General features: G+C 45.8%; 20 protein-coding genes and 1 riboswitch. Of the genes, 16 read left to right on the forward strand and 4 right to left on the reverse strand.

The genetic code is table 11. The features are described 5' to 3' along the window. Positions 1-43 precede the first annotated feature (43 nt). From J7E78_RS09370 to J7E78_RS09445, 16 genes are all read left to right on the forward strand, one after another. Positions 44-700 (forward strand): stage V sporulation protein AA, encoded by a 657-nt coding sequence (locus tag J7E78_RS09370; protein ID WP_215075933.1) that lies wholly within the window; start codon positions 44-46, stop codon positions 698-700. After that, positions 681-1,109 carry a stage V sporulation protein AB gene (locus tag J7E78_RS09375; RefSeq protein ID WP_026080996.1) on the forward strand — a complete coding sequence of 143 codons (429 nt, stop codon included), beginning with the start codon at positions 681-683 and terminating at the stop codon, positions 1,107-1,109. The genes J7E78_RS09370 and J7E78_RS09375 overlap by 20 nt, the downstream gene beginning before the upstream one ends. 24 nt (positions 1,110-1,133) lie before the next feature. Further along, a complete protein-coding gene (locus J7E78_RS09380; RefSeq protein WP_215075934.1) occupies positions 1,134-2,801 on the forward strand; it encodes a spore germination protein in 1,668 nt (555 codons plus the stop codon). A 104-nt stretch (positions 2,802-2,905) separates the two neighbouring features. Continuing rightward, positions 2,906-4,237 carry a diaminopimelate decarboxylase gene (gene lysA, locus J7E78_RS09385; RefSeq protein WP_215075935.1) on the forward strand — a complete coding sequence of 444 codons (1,332 nt, stop codon included), beginning with the start codon at positions 2,906-2,908 and terminating at the stop codon, positions 4,235-4,237. A gap of 246 nt (positions 4,238-4,483) precedes the next feature. Then, positions 4,484-4,915: a peptidylprolyl isomerase gene (locus tag J7E78_RS09390; protein WP_017687646.1), complete on the forward strand. Its 432-nt coding sequence runs from the start codon at positions 4,484-4,486 to the stop codon at positions 4,913-4,915. A gap of 118 nt (positions 4,916-5,033) precedes the next feature. Further along, positions 5,034-6,341: a hypothetical protein gene (locus tag J7E78_RS09395; RefSeq protein ID WP_251034950.1), complete on the forward strand. Its 1,308-nt coding sequence runs from the start codon at positions 5,034-5,036 to the stop codon at positions 6,339-6,341. A gap of 168 nt (positions 6,342-6,509) precedes the next feature. Further along, positions 6,510-6,675: riboswitch (FMN riboswitch) on the forward strand. Positions 6,676-6,998: 323 nt separating this feature from the next. After that, entirely contained in the window at positions 6,999-8,102 is a 1,104-nt protein-coding gene (gene ribD, locus J7E78_RS09400; RefSeq protein ID WP_215075937.1) for a bifunctional diaminohydroxyphosphoribosylaminopyrimidine deaminase/5-amino-6-(5-phosphoribosylamino)uracil reductase RibD, read from the forward strand. A gap of 62 nt (positions 8,103-8,164) precedes the next feature. After that, complete coding sequence (gene ribE / locus J7E78_RS09405; RefSeq protein ID WP_215075938.1) at positions 8,165-8,833, forward strand: riboflavin synthase; 669 nt, start codon at positions 8,165-8,167, stop codon at positions 8,831-8,833. A 32-nt stretch (positions 8,834-8,865) separates the two neighbouring features. Then, positions 8,866-10,098, forward strand: a complete 1,233-nt coding sequence (locus J7E78_RS09410) for a bifunctional 3,4-dihydroxy-2-butanone-4-phosphate synthase/GTP cyclohydrolase II (RefSeq protein WP_251034929.1) — start codon at positions 8,866-8,868, stop codon at positions 10,096-10,098. 102 nt (positions 10,099-10,200) lie between these two features. Then, positions 10,201-10,668, forward strand: coding sequence for a 6,7-dimethyl-8-ribityllumazine synthase (gene ribH, locus J7E78_RS09415; RefSeq protein ID WP_017687651.1), 468 nt, complete (start codon positions 10,201-10,203; stop codon positions 10,666-10,668). A gap of 104 nt (positions 10,669-10,772) precedes the next feature. Further along, positions 10,773-11,573, forward strand: coding sequence for a segregation and condensation protein A (locus J7E78_RS09420; protein ID WP_215075939.1), 801 nt, complete (start codon positions 10,773-10,775; stop codon positions 11,571-11,573). Continuing rightward, positions 11,542-12,153 (forward strand): SMC-Scp complex subunit ScpB, encoded by a 612-nt coding sequence (scpB, locus tag J7E78_RS09425; RefSeq protein ID WP_215075940.1) that lies wholly within the window; start codon positions 11,542-11,544, stop codon positions 12,151-12,153. Before J7E78_RS09420 ends, scpB begins: the two co-directional genes overlap by 32 nt. Positions 12,154-12,351: 198 nt before the next feature. Next, positions 12,352-13,083 (forward strand): DUF2953 domain-containing protein, encoded by a 732-nt coding sequence (locus J7E78_RS29805; RefSeq protein WP_215075941.1) that lies wholly within the window; start codon positions 12,352-12,354, stop codon positions 13,081-13,083. A 148-nt stretch (positions 13,084-13,231) separates the two neighbouring features. Next, complete coding sequence (gene ytfJ, locus J7E78_RS09435; protein WP_036607830.1) at positions 13,232-13,714, forward strand: GerW family sporulation protein; 483 nt, start codon at positions 13,232-13,234, stop codon at positions 13,712-13,714. Positions 13,715-13,875: 161 nt separating this feature from the next. Beyond that, positions 13,876-14,298 (forward strand): phage holin family protein, encoded by a 423-nt coding sequence (locus J7E78_RS09440; RefSeq protein ID WP_215075942.1) that lies wholly within the window; start codon positions 13,876-13,878, stop codon positions 14,296-14,298. Continuing rightward, positions 14,298-15,065: a peptidoglycan recognition protein family protein gene (locus tag J7E78_RS09445; RefSeq protein WP_215075943.1), complete on the forward strand. Its 768-nt coding sequence runs from the start codon at positions 14,298-14,300 to the stop codon at positions 15,063-15,065. Before J7E78_RS09440 ends, J7E78_RS09445 begins: the two co-directional genes overlap by 1 nt. Positions 15,066-15,089: 24 nt before the next feature. Here J7E78_RS09445 and J7E78_RS09450 read toward each other — a convergent pair whose 3' ends face one another. The 4 genes from J7E78_RS09450 to J7E78_RS09465 all read right to left on the reverse strand — a co-directional run bounded on the left by J7E78_RS09450 (position 15,090) and on the right by J7E78_RS09465 (position 17,062). After that, positions 15,090-15,278 (reverse strand): hypothetical protein, encoded by a 189-nt coding sequence (locus J7E78_RS09450; protein WP_215075944.1) that lies wholly within the window; start codon positions 15,276-15,278, stop codon positions 15,090-15,092. A 187-nt stretch (positions 15,279-15,465) separates the two neighbouring features. Beyond that, positions 15,466-15,693 (reverse strand): hypothetical protein, encoded by a 228-nt coding sequence (locus J7E78_RS09455; RefSeq protein WP_036607823.1) that lies wholly within the window; start codon positions 15,691-15,693, stop codon positions 15,466-15,468. 175 nt (positions 15,694-15,868) lie between these two features. Next, positions 15,869-16,138 (reverse strand): hypothetical protein, encoded by a 270-nt coding sequence (locus tag J7E78_RS09460; protein WP_133385387.1) that lies wholly within the window; start codon positions 16,136-16,138, stop codon positions 15,869-15,871. A 183-nt stretch (positions 16,139-16,321) separates the two neighbouring features. Then, on the reverse strand, positions 16,322-17,062 hold the full coding sequence (locus J7E78_RS09465) for a GT-D fold domain-containing protein (RefSeq protein WP_215075945.1): 741 nt from the start codon (positions 17,060-17,062) through the stop codon (positions 16,322-16,324). Positions 17,063-17,209 lie beyond the last annotated feature (147 nt).

The following is a 17,209-nucleotide window of genomic DNA, read 5'->3' on the forward strand; positions in this document are numbered from 1 at the left end:
CTTCAAATACTAACCTAAATTACGCAGTAAAGGAGTGCTATGGATGTCCCAGACACCCACTCCAATGGTCTATATTCGTCTGCGCAGCCGTATTCGCATCCAGAGGGGCAGAGCAGTCAAGCTTGGAGACATTGCACATGTACTGACCTCTTCTGAAGACCAGGAGGGAAGTCTATTGGAGCTTGAACTTTTGCGCCCTGGACCGGAGGATGGCAATCTGATCCTCATTGATATATTGCAGATTATTCCCCGAATTCGGCACATCTTGCCGGAGGTAAGTGTGGAACTGATGGGATCAGGTCATACGTTGGTTGAAGTCATTGCGGGAAATGGTCAACCTTCCAAGTCCTTGTTCATTCTGGTTTGGCTGCTGTTGTTCTTTGGATCAGCCTTAACCATTATGAATTTTCATGCCGATGTGAACATGCAGGAAGTACAGATTCGCATAGTGGAGATGCTCACTGGGCATCGGGACGAACATCCCTATCTGTTCCAAGTGGCGTATTCCATTGGCATTGGATTCGGAATGGCAGTGTTTTTTAATCATTTGTTCAAGAAAAAGTGGAATGAGGAGCCTACCCCGCTGGAAGTGGAGATGTTCCTATACCAGCAAAATGTAGATAAATATGTGGTGATTGAAGAAAGCGAACGGATGCATGAGCAGGAACGCGGGGAGATGAATGCGGATGAGCGTTCTTAATGGAGCAATCAGCATTGTATTGGGTATTGCAGGGGGAATTGCCGTAGGAAGCGGCGTAATTGCGCTCATTCTGGTGCTCGATATGATTCCCCGGTTGGCTCAACTTACGCAATCGTATGACAAAACTCACTGGTACGAAGGGGCGCTAATAGGTGGTTCACTGCTCGGGACGGTGGCGGATTTCTGGCACTGGAAAATGCATGGGGTGCTGCTGCTCAGCCCGATTGTTGGTTTGTTCTGTGGCGTGTTCATCGGTCTGCTCGCCGCAGCGCTCACCGAGGTGCTTAATGTACTGCCCGTGCTAGCCAAACGATTGGGCATGAAACCTTATTTGTTTGGATTACTGCTCGCTATGATTTTGGGCAAAATGACAGGTTCCCTGTTTGATTTTTTTATATATCAGCGGTAACTCGTGGCCATAGGAGGATGGAAGATGGATGAACGAACGGAGCACACAGGCCAGGAAAAAAGTGAAGGTATAACGGAAGAGATGTTACAGAAGTCTGCTTATGAGATTCAGAAGGAAGAAGAGGAGAAAGCGTACAACAAGAAAAAACAAAATGAGATGTCCGACAGCGTTGAGGAATCCGTACAATATTGGCAGGAAAACGATGATATCTCCCCACGTATGAGTGAGAATAGATATACGTTGCAACAGGTGCTCGGGCTTGGAGAATCGTTCGACGTAAATATGAGGGAAATGGTTCTGGGTGGCAAGCACGTTGGATTGCTGATGATCACCGGTTTTGCGAAGGATGAAATTTTGCTTGAAGTGTTGAAAAGACTGACCTATCTCACGCCGGATGACGTGTCTGGACATGCACTCAAATCCTATTTTGAATGTTACATTCCCCATATTCAGGTAGAAAGAGTGGAAAAGATGAGTGCCGTCATCAACAAGGTTCTTACCGGCATGAGTGCAATGTTCGTTGAAGGAGACCGTTCTGTCTTAATTATGGATACCCGGAGTTATCCGGTACGTTCACCCGAAGAACCTTCATTGGAAAGGGTAGTCCGTGGTTCGAGAGACGGTTTTACCGAAACGCTCCTCACCAATGTGACTTTGGTGCGCCGTAGAATACGCGACCCTGGACTGAAATTTGAGATTATGCAGGTGGGGCGGAGAACACAAACCGATGTCTGCGTGGTGTACATTGACGATATTGTGGATAAAGTACAGGTGGATTCGGTCCGTGAAAAAATTCAGCGAGTGGATATTGATGGTATTCCCTCTGCCGATAAACAGCTGGAAGAAGCGATTATCAACAAGGGTTGGAACCCGTTTCCACTCGTTCGGTATTCCGAGCGACCAGATGTTACTGCCTCCCATTTGCTGGAAGGACGAGTTGTCATTTTCGTAGATACGTCCCCCAGTGTAATGATTCTGCCTACGACCTTCTTCGACCTGTGTGAGCATGCGGAAGAAAACAGACAGACGGCCTTGATGGGAACGTATTTACGCTGGGTGCGTTTTGCAGGGATTTTGATTTCATTGTTTTTGCTGCCACTCTGGCTTCTAATGGTGATCGACCCTTCAATCAAACCGATGGGGCTGGAATTTATCGGTCCACAGGAAAATGCAAAACTGCCGCTCATTCTGCAATTCCTCCTGATTGAGCTTGGCGTGGATTTGCTGCGGATGGCGGCGGTTCATACCCCTACACCGTTGGCTTCAGCCATGGGATTGATCGCAGCCATTCTGATCGGGGATATGGCTGTGAAAACAGGATACTTTGTTAACGAAGTCGTGCTGTACATGGCCATCGCAGCAATCGGTATGTTTGCCACGCCAAGTTACGAGTTGGGACTCGCCAATAGGCTGGTCAGGCTGATTCTGTTAGTCACTGTTGCAATATTCAAGGTTCCGGGATTGGTCGTAGGCAGTACATTACTCATAGTGGCACTCACCATTCATCGGTCGTACAATTCTTCGTATCTCTGGCCTTTTATACCGTTTAATGCAAAGGCCCTGGGCAACTTTTTATTCAGGCTTCCGCTGCTGGAAAATAAAAAACGTCCATCATTTAACAAAACACGTGACAACACCAAAATGTCCGACGATCCGGACGGGGAACTGCGAAAAAGTAAAAAACACAAATGATCTTCCGAAAAATCCATTCATCTCGCTGCCTAATTTGATATACTGGTGTAAAATCATTGGAATAGCAATTGTTCCAGTATATAAAAAAGTGAGGAATGCAGATTATGTATTTACATGGTACAAGTAAAATAAATGCGCAAGGGCATCTGGAGATTGGCGGAGTGGATGCAACAGATCTGAAAGAACAATTTGGAACTCCCCTGTACGTTGTGGACGAGCAATTGGTTCGCGAGCGTTGCAGAGAGTACATGGAAGCATTCCGTGCTTCCGGACTGGGCTTCCAGGTTGCTTATGCAAGTAAAGCATTCTGTGTAATGGCGATGTGTGCCCTTGCAGCTGAAGAAGGACTTTCCCTGGATGTTGTATCTGATGGTGAACTGTTTACTGCACTGCAAGCAGGCTTCCCGGCTGAGCGTATTCACTTCCACGGTAACAACAAAACGCTGGAAGAGATCGAAATGGCTCTGGATGCAGAGATCGGATGCTTTGTTGTTGATAACTTCAATGAATTGCATCTGTTGCAGGCTGTAGCAGCGGACAAAAATCGTAAAGTAAACATTTTGCTTCGTGTGACGCCTGGTGTTGAGGCTCATACGCATGAATATATTTCCACAGGTCAGACGGATTCTAAATTTGGATTCGATATCGGCAATGGTACAGCATTTGAAGCGATTGACTTGGCTTCCAAGCAGTCTAACCTGGTATTGCTCGGTGTGCATTCCCACATCGGTTCCCAGATCTTCGAAGTTGAAGGCTTCCAGATGGCTGTTCAACGTGTTGCTGAATTTGCAGCAAGTGTATATGAGCGTCTTCATGTTGCTTTCAAAGTGGTTAACCTTGGTGGTGGATTCGGAATCCGTTATATCGATGGAGATACGCCGCTTGAAGTTGCGCAATATGTGAAGGCTATTACAGACGCCGTTAAAAATCATTTTGCTCAAATCGGCTATGCCGTACCTGAGATCTGGGTTGAACCAGGCCGCAGCATCGTGGGTGAAGCGGGAACAACACTGTATACCGTTGGAACAAGCAAAGACATTCCAGGCGTGCGTAAATACGTTGCCGTTGATGGTGGTATGACCGATAACCCACGTCCTGCTTTGTATGAATCCAAGTACGAAGCTGTACTTGCCAACCGTGCGAATGAGGCTGCTCAGGAAACAGTATCTGTTGCGGGTAAATGCTGCGAGAGTGGCGATATGTTGATCTGGGATCTGGACCTGCCAAAAGTGGAAAGTGGCGATCTGCTCGCTGTAGCTTGTACAGGTGCATACAACTACTCCATGGCAAGCAACTACAACCGGATTCGTCGTCCGGCAGTAGTCTTTGTCAAAGACGGTCAAGGAGATGTCGTAGTACGCCGTGAGACGTATCAAGATATCATCCAGAATGACCTGGTACCTGCGCGTATTGGCAAACAGCCAGTTACTCGCTAATCGTCAAAGATAATGCGTTTCTGCATTATTCAAGATATAGGGATTTTACAGTTGAAGCAGATGAAAAGGGAACTTCCTTTTTCGTCTGCTTTTTGTGTATTTGGACTAAATTATGAAAAAAGTTGTCGTTTTTTTTGCGATCCAGACATTTTCGGTGTACACTAATAAAAGTGCTGTAATGCTTGGCCCAGGGTCATGCATTTTGGTACCATTAACGATGGTCAATACGAAAGGAGTCATTTACATATGGCGAAACAAGCGAAAATTAAATTGGCAAACGGCGGAGAAGTTCTGATCGATCTGTTCGATCAAGAAGCTCCAAACACAGTAGCAAATTTTGAGAAACTGGCTAACTCCGGTTTCTACAATGGTCTTACATTTCACCGCGTTATCCCGGGCTTTGTAGCTCAAGGTGGATGCCCTAACGGTAGCGGTGCAGGTGGTCCAGGTTACACGATCAACTGTGAGATTAACCCGAACAAACATGAGCGCGGAACACTTGCTATGGCACATGCTGGCCGTAACACAGGTGGAAGCCAGTTCTACATCTGCTACCAACCGCAACCACATTTGGATGGACAACATACGGTATTTGGTAAAGTAACTAAAGGTATGGAGTTCGTGGACGCTTTAGAAGGTAAAGACAAAATGGAAACTGTTGAAGTTGTAGAAGCTTAATACCTTCACCTTAACTGGATCCAAACATGAAGTGCTTCTTTTATAGAAGCACTTTTTTTCTTTTCAGATGTCACGTATTCGAAATCGATGATTGGAAAGGATGAATAAAACCTTGGATATGGTTACTCAGCTAAGCTTGTTAAAACAGATTTATAGTGAGCGCACGTTGTGGGATGAAGAACTGCGGGCATCCCGGCATGTCGTTCCGGATAGTCTATCCGTAAAGGAGCGAGAAGCTCTTGAGGCAGCGGGGCGTGAACCGAATCGATTTGTACGTCCGCAACATGATGAAACGATTACTGAGCTGAAAAAAGTTGCGAATCAATGGACGATAAATGATGCAGCGCAGGCATTTGTATCCTCTTTGTGGTCAGCACCCATGATCTGGCGCTCGTTGCTTACGGGAAAGCTTATTGCAAGCAGCATGCCAAGTCATGAACATACGCCATATCCATATTCGAACACTTGTAAGATCTGCGGATTAAGTGTAGATCAAGCAACCGACACGACGCTGCAATGGTATTGGCGGATGACCAATGGAACCCCGTTGGACGGTGATCCTTTTGGATATGTGTTGGCACTTCGAGAGTTGGCTGCCGCGCAGGAGCTTCCAATACCCAATGAATACGACCGCTGGACATTCCGTGCGGTATTAACGGTGCTGCGCGAATTACCTCCCAAAACACGCTACAGCAAGGCAGCAGTAGCGCTCAAGAAGGAACGTCTTTTGCCTATACAGAAGGAATATGCCTACCGTGATTTGCTTGAGACATTAGCTCTGATTGGCATACTGGATACGCCGGAACATCCTGGAATGATCACAGAATTCACATCTTACATGCAGCGTGACGCACGCCCCAATGTGCGGGTTGAAGTGCAGGCCCCTCTGGCGTGGTGGGACTCATCTGTCGGAATTAATGAGAACAACCTGAACAAGATATTTCATGATTTTGATCTGAATAATATATCTCTTGCGGATAAGCCTGAAGAGAGTCCAGTTTTACAGGACACGATCTTAGGGGGATTGGAGAAGAAGAGAAGTGTTCGCGGAAAAGTACCAAAGGCATCTCCTGATGCAGGTACCGGGGAGGTACAATCTGGAGATGTGTATGCTGTTCGGGTCCGGGAAGGTGTATGGGTCACAGTGTATTGTCATGAAGTCAGAGACAAGCGCGTCATCGTCGAATATCTGGAGGGTGTCTTTCCAAACATGCCGGGAAAAGCAGATTTGCATGGGACGTTTCGACCGCGAGCGAATGGACGCTGGAAATGCTCGGCTATTGCGATCGATTCCACAAGTTGGGTCAGAAGGGTGGCAAGAGATTTCCCGCTTCCGACTTCGCCCCTGCAAGAACCTGACCGCACTCCATTCCATAATGCCAAAGAATTAAAACATATGGCGAGTTGGTGTTTTCCTGATATGTAGAATGATACGATGGATGTGAAATGTGCCTCCAAGCAAAAAGCGTGCCTCCTTGAGAGGCAGCGGTTTTTTGTTGTTTCTTAGCTTATTAAAAGTTAGTATGTGACAAAAAGGAACAAAAAACAATTGATTTTTTGGCATTAAAGTGCTAACATCCAAGTAATAACGAAAGCAATCCTTCAGGGCAGGGTGCAATTCCCTACCGGCGGTGATGCAGGAAGTGTTAGGCATATGTCCAGCACTTGATGCAAAGTCCGTGAGCTGTCTGCCATTGGCAGATGGCTGATCTGGTGTAATTCCAGAACCGACAGTATAGTCTGGATGGGAGAAGGAGAGGTGCAGACCTAACAGGTTTGCATTCAGCAGGAGTATTGCTGCACAGTCACGATTTGTGATGTCTTGCACTGTGCAGGGAAGATCCGCTTACGCCGGACAGTTCCATACATATGCCGCACTATAAAAGCTCTTTACCTGTAATTGATGTTCATTAAGGTATGTGTCTATTTTCACTTGCTCGAAATGAAGTTTTGGGCGAAGTGTTGGCGTGCTGTATCCATTTCACTCCTGCTGGTGACAATTGTCTCTCATCATCCCCATCGAACTGATTGTTCGACGGGGATTTTTTTATAAACAAGACTTTAAACCGCGGGGTGAACGGATTTGGAAATGATCAATGATGAATTTTATATGGCACTGGCATTGGATATGGCGGAACGAGCACAGGGACAGACGGGGATTAATCCGGTCGTTGGATGTGTAGTTGTGAAAGAGGGTCGTATTGTAGGCCTGGGGAGCCATCTGAAACGTGGAACCGGTCATGCAGAAGTGCATGCACTTAACATGGCAGGCAGTGATGCAGAAGGAAGTACGGTATACGTTACACTTGAGCCTTGTAGTCATTATGGCAAGACGCCACCTTGTAGTGAACGCCTGATTCATGAAAAGGTAAAACGTGTTGTGGTATGTTGTGAAGATCCAAATCCGCAAGTATCCGGCAGAGGCATAAGCATGCTTCGTCAACAAGGCATTGAAGTTGAAGTTGGCGTACTGCGTGATCGTGGTAGACGCATGAATGAAAAATTCATTAAGTTTATTACAACGGGCCTACCTTTTGTGACACTGAAGACGGCTACTACTCTGGATGGGAAAATTGCTACTCGCAGCGGAGACAGCAAGTGGATCTCCAACGAGCCTGCTCGTGAGATTGTGCATGCCCTTCGTCATCGTCACCAGGGAATCATGGTTGGCGTCGATACGGTGATCGCAGATAATCCGGAGCTTACAACCCGCATGCAAGTGGAAGGCATTAGTCCAGTGCGCATTGTGGTGGATTCCAAGTTACGTCTTCCTGTAGGTGCCAAAATGGTTAAGGATGGTCTTGCTCCAACATGGGTGCTGACAACAGACGAAGCAAGACCTGAAGCTGCTGAGCGTTTGGAAGCCTACGGCGTCGAAATTATACGCTGTGGTCCTGGACCACGTGTAGATCTGTTAAACGGACTTAGCAAGTTGGGTGAGCGTGAGATTGGTTCAATTTTGCTTGAAGGTGGAGGCACCTTAAATGGAGCCATGCTGGAGGCACGGTTGGTCGATCGATTGCTGATGTTCATCGCTCCGAAGATTGTAGGCGGTTATGATACACCTGGAAGCTTCCGCTTCGAGGGTGTGGAACATATGAATCAGGCGATTCAATTGAATCAGTTGGAGATCGAACAAGTTGGAGATAATATCAGTATTGGCGGTATTCCGGTGTGGCCTGAATAAATAAATGGATTCGAAAAAAAGTAAGTCAGGTTCTGTATAACTTGAAAAAGGGAGGCGGCAGCATGTTTACCGGTTTGGTGGAAGAAGTCGGTCAGATCCGGCGTATTGGTCGGAAAGGCGAAGCGATGGTCCTGAATATCGGAGCTTCCGCCATCATGGACGATCTGAAGATTGGTGATAGTGTAGCAGTGAACGGCGTGTGCTTAACTGCGACAACGCTCGAAGGTGGAGGTTTTACCGCCGATGTAATGCCTGAAACCTATCGCCATACCAATCTCAGTCAGCTGCAATCTGGCAGTAAAGTTAATCTGGAGCGGGCCATGCAATCCGGCGGTCGTTTTGGCGGACATATCGTTCAAGGCCATGTTGATGGTACTGGAATCATTGGTAGTATAACACGTGATCAGAATGCAATTGTGTTTGAGATCAAGCCTGATGATCACCAGTTGTTCAAATATCTGATCCCCAAAGGATCGGTTACACTGGACGGCATTAGCTTGACCGTTGTCCATACATCGGATACCGCATTCACGGTTTCCATTATCCCGCATACCATTGGTGAAACTGTACTAAATGTGAAAAAGACAGGGGATACCATTAATATCGAATGCGATATTTTGGGCAAATATGTGGATCATCTGCTCCAGTATGGGAGAGGACATCGGGAGACGGGTGCTGGCAAGCCGCGCAGTATCAGTGAAGATTTTCTCGCCAATCACGGATTCGCATAAATAGAGAACAGAAATAAACTGGAGGTGGACTAATGTCAGAACAATCCATTTTGGATACAATAGAAGAAGCCATATATGATCTCATGCGTGGCAAACCCGTCATTGTTGTGGATGATGAAGATCGGGAGAATGAAGGCGATTTTATCGCTTTGGCCGAAAAGGCGACACCTGAAGTCATTAATTTCATGATTACTGAAGGTAGAGGTCTGGTCTGTGTTCCGATTACACAACAACGTGCGGACGAACTTAACTTGAAACCGATGGTTCAACAAAATACGGATTTCCATGGAACAGCCTTCACCGTTTCTGTGGACCACAAAGACACAACAACAGGTATTTCGGCACATGAACGCTCTATTACCGTGAAAGGTCTGATCGATCCTGAGGCGAAAGCCGGGGACTTCCGTAAGCCTGGTCACATGTTCCCCCTGATTGCAAAAGACGGCGGTGTACTTCGGCGTGCCGGACATACGGAAGCGGCTGTAGATCTCGCTATCATGTGTGGTTCCTATCCTGCCGGCGTTATCTGTGAAGTGATTAAGGAAGATGGCACGATGGCCAGACTTCCGGATCTGCAGGAGATTGCCCGCAAACATGATCTGAAGCTGATCAGTATTCAGGACATGATTCGTTACCGTAACGAAAAAGAGCAGCTGGTTCAACGTGAAGTGGCTGTGCGTATGCCAACGGACTTTGGTGAATTTCAAGCGGTGGCTTATACAAACGCAGTGGACAATAAGGAACATGTGGCTTTGGTCAAAGGAGAAATTGATGGTTCGAAACCTGTACTTGTACGTGTGCACTCTGAATGTTTGACAGGTGATGTATTCCATTCGCATCGTTGTGACTGTGGTCCGCAGTTTGATGCTGCACTCAAACAGATTCACGAGGAAGGCAATGGTGTACTGCTTTATATGAGACAGGAAGGTCGGGGTATTGGCCTAATCAACAAACTAAAAGCCTATAAGCTGCAAGAGGAAGGTATGGATACTGTTGATGCAAACCTGAGTTTGGGCTTTGCTGCCGACTTGCGTGATTACGGAATTGGCGCTCAAATTCTGAAAGACCTTGGGGTTCGTCAGATCAGACTGCTAACTAACAACCCTCGTAAAATTAGAGGTCTTGAAGGATATGGACTTGAAGTCGTAGAGCGTGTCGCGATCCAGATGGAGGAGAACGAGGACAATACGGTTTATCTTCATACCAAACAAGCCAAGCTGGGGCATATGCTCAAGTTCGATGATATCGAGCAGAACGAACAGTAAATATATTTTAGATGAATAACGTTCACTATGTAATTTATGGAAGAGATTAAATAGAGGTTTTCGTTACTTACGTTACATTATACCGTTAGGGAGATGAATTGAATGCCACAATTTTTTGAAGGACATTTAGTATCAGAAGGATCACGATATGGAGTTGTCGTTGGACGTTTCAACGAATTCATTACCAGTAAATTGCTTAGCGCAGCGCTCGATGCATTCAAACGTCACGGTGTGCAGGATGATGAAGTGGATGTAGCCTGGGTTCCAGGAGCGTTCGAAATCCCTCTGATTGCGCAGAAAATGGCGGAGAGCGGCAAATATGATGCGGTAATTACCCTGGGTACAGTCATTCGTGGATCCACTACGCATTACGATTATGTGTGCAACGAGATGGCTAAAGGGGTAGCAGCAATCAACCTGAAAACTGGCGTGCCTACAATCTTTGGACTGGTTACAACAGAAAATATTGAACAAGCGATTGAACGTGCCGGAACCAAGGCGGGTAACAAAGGTTGGGATGCAGCTACGGCGGCAATTGAGATGGCAAACTTGACGAAACAGCTAAAATAGTGCTTATTTAATAGTAGTGCCCTGCTTTGCGCAGACGAACACGGGAAACCGGATTCGGACGGCTTGGCAGGGTTTTGTATTTTTCTGGCGGGAGGATTCGTCTAGTGACGGTAGTTACATACAAACTGGAGACTTTTGAAGGGCCTTTGGATCTGCTGCTTCATCTGATTGATAAGGCTGAGATTCATATCCAGGATATTCCCATCAGCGATATTACCGATCAATACATGGCGTACCTGCATTCGATGCAGGAACTGGAACTGGATATTACGAGTGAATTTCTGGTCATGGCAGCAACATTGCTGGCGATCAAGAGCAAACTTTTACTGCCTAAACCACCGGTCATTGAGGATTTCGAGGATTATGATTATATGGAAGAAGAAGATTATGATCCACGTGCAGAGCTGATTGCACGTCTGATAGAATATCGCAAGTACAAGGGAATTGCGCGTCATCTTCATGCACGGGAGTGGGAACGCAGCCTTATATTTTCCAAAGAGCCCGAGGATCTGCGCCCCTATATGCCCGTAGAAGCCCAATCGAACCCGGTTGAGGGTTTACACACCTCGGACCTGATTGCAGCATTTCAGAAGGCTATACGCAAGGCTGAGAAGCGTACAACTGTAACCCGAATCAAGCGGGATGAAATATCGGTTAAGGACCGGATACGGGATGTCATCGGCGCTTTGGAAAGTATGGGGCCGGGAGGCAGACTGTTATTTTCCAAGTTGATGGATGAGCATATCTATCGCCATGAGATTGTTGTCACTTTTCTGGCGGTGCTGGAACTGATGAAGATGAAGCAGATTGTCTGTTATCAGGAACGGATGTTTGAGGATATCGTTATGGAGTGGAGAGGGGAAACAAAGAATCATGGATTTTCCGAAATTGAAATCGATTATTGAAGGCCTGCTGTTTTTGTCCGGAGAAGAGGGTCTGAGTATCAAACAAATCGCCGAGATCGTCGACCAGCGAGTGGAGCTTGTAACGGATGCGATTGAGGAGATGATTCATGAATTTTCACAGCAGGGACGAGGTGTACAGATTCTCAAGATCGCTGGTGTAGTTCAGTTGGGCACCTTGCCTGACCACGCTGTATATTTCGAGAAACTGGCATACTCTCCGGCACGCACCTCCTTATCCCAGGCGGCTCTGGAGACGCTGGCCATTGTAGCGTACCGGCAGCCAATTACACGGGTAGAGATCGAGGAAATCCGCGGTGTGAAATCGGAGCGGGCCATCCATACGCTTGTGAATAAGGATCTGATTATTGAAGTGGGACGAGCCGAGGCGATCGGACGACCAATTCTGTACGGAACGACCAAGTCATTCCTGGATTATTTCGGACTGGCTTCAATTAAGGACCTTCCGGAACCAGGCTTGTTCGAAGATTCGGAGAACCTGGAGGAAGAGACACAACTGTTATTCAACAAATTGGATTTGCAACAACTGGAACCGGGAAGTGCTGATCCGGCGGATGATTGAAGTCATATCGACAACGAACATGATGATACGGATTCTTCACTCTAATTTGCAAGCTCATACTAACCGACACCCATCAGTGGAGTCGGTTTTTTTTGTGTAACAAATATGAGATGGGATTTTTAGGTCAGACGTGAATTTTTTCCTATCCAGAGTGCCATACTAGACGAGAAAAGAATTGAGGGCTTGGAGGTAAGGCCTGTGTGGATTTGGCTTGGAGGAATCGGTTTGTTGTTCGCATTGCTGATTGCCGCAGTCCTCATCTCAAATGTTCATGTACATTTTACATTCAGTAAACATAAAAGTGATGATTACGCCAATATTAATGTTCGTTTTCTCTATGGAATTGTGCGGATTAACTATGAAATCCCGAGTATTGTTTTTCGTAATATGAAGGAAGGTTTTCTGGTCAAGACCGAACAATCCATGAATCATTCGAGAGGGGAGGCCCAGGGAAGCGAGCGTGTCAACAAACGCAAAGTCAAGAAGTGGGCTAAAGATGTGAAAATTATGCTCAGGGCGACGGATGCGCTCAAGCTGTGGGTTAAGCAAACACTCACACGCGTACATATGACTCAACTGTCCTGGGTTACCCACATCGGCGTTGGTGATGCGGCATATACAGCGGTGCTGACGGGCTGGGTGTGGAGTATCAAGTCCATTATTATTGGTTTTCTCACATATCAGCTCCGCTTTGATAAGGCACCTGTGCTTCAGGTTATGCCGGTATGGTCCGATGAAATGGAATTCAGAACGGAGCTTGATTGCAGAGTGAAAATTCGGATTGCAGCCTTATTGATCGCTGGAGTTACACTACTCACCCGTGTGCTTCAAGTCGATGGCGGATGGCGGATGTGGTTCAAGCTTTTTCAGGAACAGCGCCGCAGGCATAAGGAGAAGCAAAAGAAGAAGCTTAGTGGAACATCTCTGTAGATGCTCATCATAACCGGGCTGTTTTGGAAATATGAGGTTGGGGTTTTGGTGAGTGTACTTAAAATGCTTATTTACATAAGTCCCTTCAAGTTTGGGGATGATATGGTTAGATCAAACCTAGCTTACATTGAAACTGGAGGGAATTTAGATGTCAGATCATCCAATTCAAGGCTTAATGGAAACCGCAATGGAAAATATCAAGGCCATGGTGGATGTCAATACAATTGTTGGCGATGCAGTCGAAACACCAGATGGTACCGTGATTCTGCCAATCAGTAAGGTGGGATTCGGATTTGCTGCCGGTGGTAGTGATTTTCACGTCAATGGAGAAAGTAGTGGCAAAAGTGGTGCTACGGGTACCTCCGCTGAACATGCGAGTTCAGCTAAAGTTGCTTCTCCGTTTGGTGGCGGTAGTGGCGGCGGTGTATCCATACGTCCTATTGCGTTCCTGGTGGTAGGTAAACAGGGGGTACACATTGTACCACTCGATAACTCCACACATCTGTTTGAGAAACTCATTGACTCTACCCCTTATGTTTTGGACCGAATTCAAGGCATGTTCCAACGTAATACAACACCAACGAATACAACAGGTGTACCAGTTACACCAGATCCATCAACGTATAGCTGAATCATTTCGTCATGATCCCTCCCGCATCCAAGCGTGAGGGATTTTTGCTGTTTGTATAGCGAATGGTGAGTGTTTTTTCGGAGGTTTCCGTATTGCATGAGACTTATGTCTGTGATCCGCCTAACCTAGACATGAAATAGGTTATTGAAGGGGGAACGTTAATGCACAGAGACACCGTTTTTATGGTTTTGTTTGGCTGGGTGCTATCGGCAGTCGTGTATTTGGTAGGAGGAATTGATCACCTGTTTATTGCAGTGACCATCTTTGTGGGGCTGGATTACATCACAGGGGTGCTGTCTGCATGGTATAGGAAGGAGTTATCCAGCAGGGTAGGATGGTGGGGGCTTGTTCGTAAGTCATTGACATTTATTTTTGTCATTATTGCACATCAACTGGATATGGTTGCAGGCAATTCAAATGATTTTATGAGAGATGCAATGTTAATGTTTATTATCGGTACGGAAGGAATCAGTATACTGGAGAATCTGGGGAAACTGGGCCTGCCTGTACCTAAGTTTATCACTTCAGCTCTCTTTAAGCTTAGAGGCAATGAAGATCAAGTTGAAGACGAGGGGAAGATGTAATGTTACAGATCATGAAGGATTACATACCTGTGAATAAATACAGCCGAGCTGGACTGAAATTAAAAGCAAAACGTGGGATTGTGATGCATTATACGGCTTCTCCCGGGGCGCCCGCCAAGAACATTAGCAAGTACTTTGCAAGTCTGGCACAGCAAGATTCCAATAAAGCAGTCAAAAGCCGTTATGCAAGTGCACATTTCTCGGTAGATCGTACTTCGATATATAACAGTCTCCCGGATGATGAACTAGCCTATCACTGTGGGAGTGCAACATACACGAAGGAAGCTCTAGCCAAACTTGGGACATATCCGAACAATAGTACAGTGGGCATTGAGATGTGCATTGAAAAGGATGGCAGTATCCATGAAGATACATTTAATAACGTTGTAGACCTCGCGGTATACCTAATCAGGGAACGGGGCTTTCCACCCGTCTTCTTCACACATAAAGAAGTCGTAGGATGGAAGGAATGCCCACTGCCATGGATTAAACAACCAGCTGAATATGAAAGATTTAAGCAAGCAGTACATATAAAATTAAACCCGCTGCAACCAATAGCAGTCACGGAGGATGATGATATGAATACGGTTCTTGATTATGCACAATGGGCCTGGAATGAACTTGATCAGTACATTGGAGATGCCTACAACGACAAGGTGATTGAAGATTGGTCATGGGTAGAGAAGGTGCGCAAGAAGAAGTTAACCTATGGAGAGTTGCTGTTACTGAAGGTTTTAATTGATGAGCGCAGACGTAAAAAGTCCTGACCCAAAGTACATCTCATATAGGGGTTATTCCTGTCTGCTGGTTAACCAGGAGTTAAAGTGTGCCGGATCTTTCAAAAAATAAAAATGTTGTATAATCACGATATAGTCAGGATACTCAAGTTCATATTGGGTCTGGATCGAGGATTCATCGACGACTCCAATAACAGCGAGTTGATTTGTTTCGATCACATGTGTTGGTGTGGGTGAGCTCATACAACCATCCTTTCGTTTATTAAGTCAGAGTCAACAGGGGCGATGGAGATGTCCATAGTCCCTAGATGACCTATACGAGGCAGGATGGGGAAGGTTAAGCTGATCCGGTTCAAAAAGGGTTCAAAATTCATAAATATAGAAAAGCAGAACCCCACGTCGAATGTGATGTGGGGTTCTGCTTATGTAACTACTCTTTTGAGAACGTGTCCAGGGCCTCATCTGTAAGATGGAGTTCTGCAAAAGCCCTGCATATCTTTTGGAAAGATCTAATCGTATTTGTCTCGTACAACATCTCAATGGGATCAAAGCCTAACATGACAAGCGAATCCACAAGTTCTGTCTGATCTACTTCTGTATGGTGGAGCGCTTCAAGCATGGTTTCAATAACTGCTAAAAATAAAATGGCTTTATTCACTGTCTCGATTGGTGTCCCCTCCTTCGTAATACTACTAGAATAAGCGGAGGAGGACGGAAAATAACGAGAAAGTCCAATTTCTCAGTGATGAATCTATTCAATCTAAAAGTGTGGAGAGAATAATTGGTTGATGTAAATTAAAATCTGATGCTAAGCTCTCCCCTTGTATGTAAGATTAAGCTTTTTCGTTTACTTCGTGAATAATGGAATCAATTAATTCATCATCAATCAGAGTGCTAGCTTTTTCGAGTGCCAACAGAATACCTTGCGGTTGTTCAAAAAAGACTGTAGAGAGAATAGGGGCAACCTCATCTAAATTAATCTTCTCAGCTTTGACCATACTAATCAAGGCAACTACGATCTCATGTCCCTCCACGTTACCTTCCATAAATCTTGTTCGTAAATGAGTTGCTACTATTTCGGTCTTTGACTGCGAGTACGCCATTACATTTCCCTCCAACGGTTCGAATATCTTAGCAGAGCTCCTCTTCATGCAAGTTTAAACCAGGTTAGATTAGGAGTTATCTTAACAATAATAAGGCAGATAGTTTAATTTATCAACAGCCACTAAGTCAATAAAATCGGATTGGAATCACCGTTTTATCCAGTAAAAAAGACCCGGAGAGAGTCATTTTTTTGGTCTGCCTTCCCAATAATCAGGGAATCCGTTGTAATCCCAGGCGTCCAGATTTTCGCTGTCGGCCTGAATGGCGACATCTGCTCCGGAACCAAAGTCAACACCTACGGTTTGCAGTTCTTTGGCCTTAATAACCAGTACCTTGCCGGGTGCACCTGCACACACCAGAGCAAGCTTCCACGGTGTCTGTTGGTAGATATGTTCCATTTGTTTGGATGCTGTGCTCACATGAGACCACGAGGGGCAGTCCACCGTTCCTACGATGCTTGTCCACCCGTATCTCCGCTCCAGAACTTCTCGATATTGCTCGGCCTTGGCTCCGCAGATCAGAATAGGCATGGCCTTGAAAGTTTCATAGAATAACTTGAATCGGGCGATGTAATTATTCTCAAAAGCATAGAAGGTCTCCCTGGGTTCAACTTTGTAATATGCAAGGCACATATCGAATAACGGTTTGAAATACCAGTGATCTGTCTGGATCAGATGTCCGACGTAATCCGCTTTTCGCAGGCAGTGTACAATAATTTCTCTCGCACTCGCGTTGGGTAAGGTTATCCCGCAATAGGTAGGATCGTTCAACCAGCCGTAATGAGACTTGATGAAATCCATAGTCAGAACGGTATCGTGGGCCAGAATGGTGTTGGAAGCATCCCCAAATCGAACAGAAGCATGGGCTTCTCCATCAGAGGCCATTTGGAACCAGTTGCGGATTAATTCTACACTCCCCAGCATGCATGTCACCTTCTTCCCATGTGTGAATAATGGTTTCTTTGGTATACATATTCATCAACTCCTTCTGTACTAGAATAGGAAAAATGCTTCGTTCTCTCTCTTCTTTTGAGGAATCACTCCTTTTTTGTTCTACGTGCGAAGGTTATT

The organism is Paenibacillus polymyxa, assembly GCF_018614975.1.
GTDB classification, from domain to species: Bacteria; Bacillota; Bacilli; order Paenibacillales; family Paenibacillaceae; genus Paenibacillus; species Paenibacillus polymyxa_E.

Excerpts from the sequence above, each read along its gene's own strand:
- J7E78_RS09370 (WP_215075933.1), top strand. The coding sequence starts at position 44 with ATGTCCCAGACACCCACTCCAATGGTCTATATTCGTCTGCGCAGCCGT.
- J7E78_RS09375 (WP_026080996.1), top strand. The coding sequence starts at position 681 with ATGCGGATGAGCGTTCTTAATGGAGCAATCAGCATTGTATTGGGTATT.
- J7E78_RS09380 (WP_215075934.1), top strand. The coding sequence starts at position 1,134 with ATGGATGAACGAACGGAGCACACAGGCCAGGAAAAAAGTGAAGGTATA.
- lysA (WP_215075935.1), top strand. The coding sequence starts at position 2,906 with ATGTATTTACATGGTACAAGTAAAATAAATGCGCAAGGGCATCTGGAG.
- J7E78_RS09390 (WP_017687646.1), top strand. The coding sequence starts at position 4,484 with ATGGCGAAACAAGCGAAAATTAAATTGGCAAACGGCGGAGAAGTTCTG.
- J7E78_RS09395 (WP_251034950.1), top strand. The coding sequence starts at position 5,034 with ATGGTTACTCAGCTAAGCTTGTTAAAACAGATTTATAGTGAGCGCACG.
- ribE (WP_215075938.1), top strand. The coding sequence starts at position 8,165 with ATGTTTACCGGTTTGGTGGAAGAAGTCGGTCAGATCCGGCGTATTGGT.
- J7E78_RS09410 (WP_251034929.1), top strand. The coding sequence starts at position 8,866 with ATGTCAGAACAATCCATTTTGGATACAATAGAAGAAGCCATATATGAT.
- ribH (WP_017687651.1), top strand. The coding sequence starts at position 10,201 with ATGCCACAATTTTTTGAAGGACATTTAGTATCAGAAGGATCACGATAT.
- scpB (WP_215075940.1), top strand. The coding sequence starts at position 11,542 with ATGGATTTTCCGAAATTGAAATCGATTATTGAAGGCCTGCTGTTTTTG.
- ytfJ (WP_036607830.1), top strand. The coding sequence starts at position 13,232 with ATGTCAGATCATCCAATTCAAGGCTTAATGGAAACCGCAATGGAAAAT.
- J7E78_RS09440 (WP_215075942.1), top strand. The coding sequence starts at position 13,876 with ATGCACAGAGACACCGTTTTTATGGTTTTGTTTGGCTGGGTGCTATCG.
- J7E78_RS09445 (WP_215075943.1), top strand. The coding sequence starts at position 14,298 with ATGTTACAGATCATGAAGGATTACATACCTGTGAATAAATACAGCCGA.
- J7E78_RS09450 (WP_215075944.1), bottom strand. The coding sequence starts at position 15,278 with ATGAGCTCACCCACACCAACACATGTGATCGAAACAAATCAACTCGCT.
- J7E78_RS09460 (WP_133385387.1), bottom strand. The coding sequence starts at position 16,138 with ATGGCGTACTCGCAGTCAAAGACCGAAATAGTAGCAACTCATTTACGA.
- J7E78_RS09465 (WP_215075945.1), bottom strand. The coding sequence starts at position 17,062 with ATGCTGGGGAGTGTAGAATTAATCCGCAACTGGTTCCAAATGGCCTCT.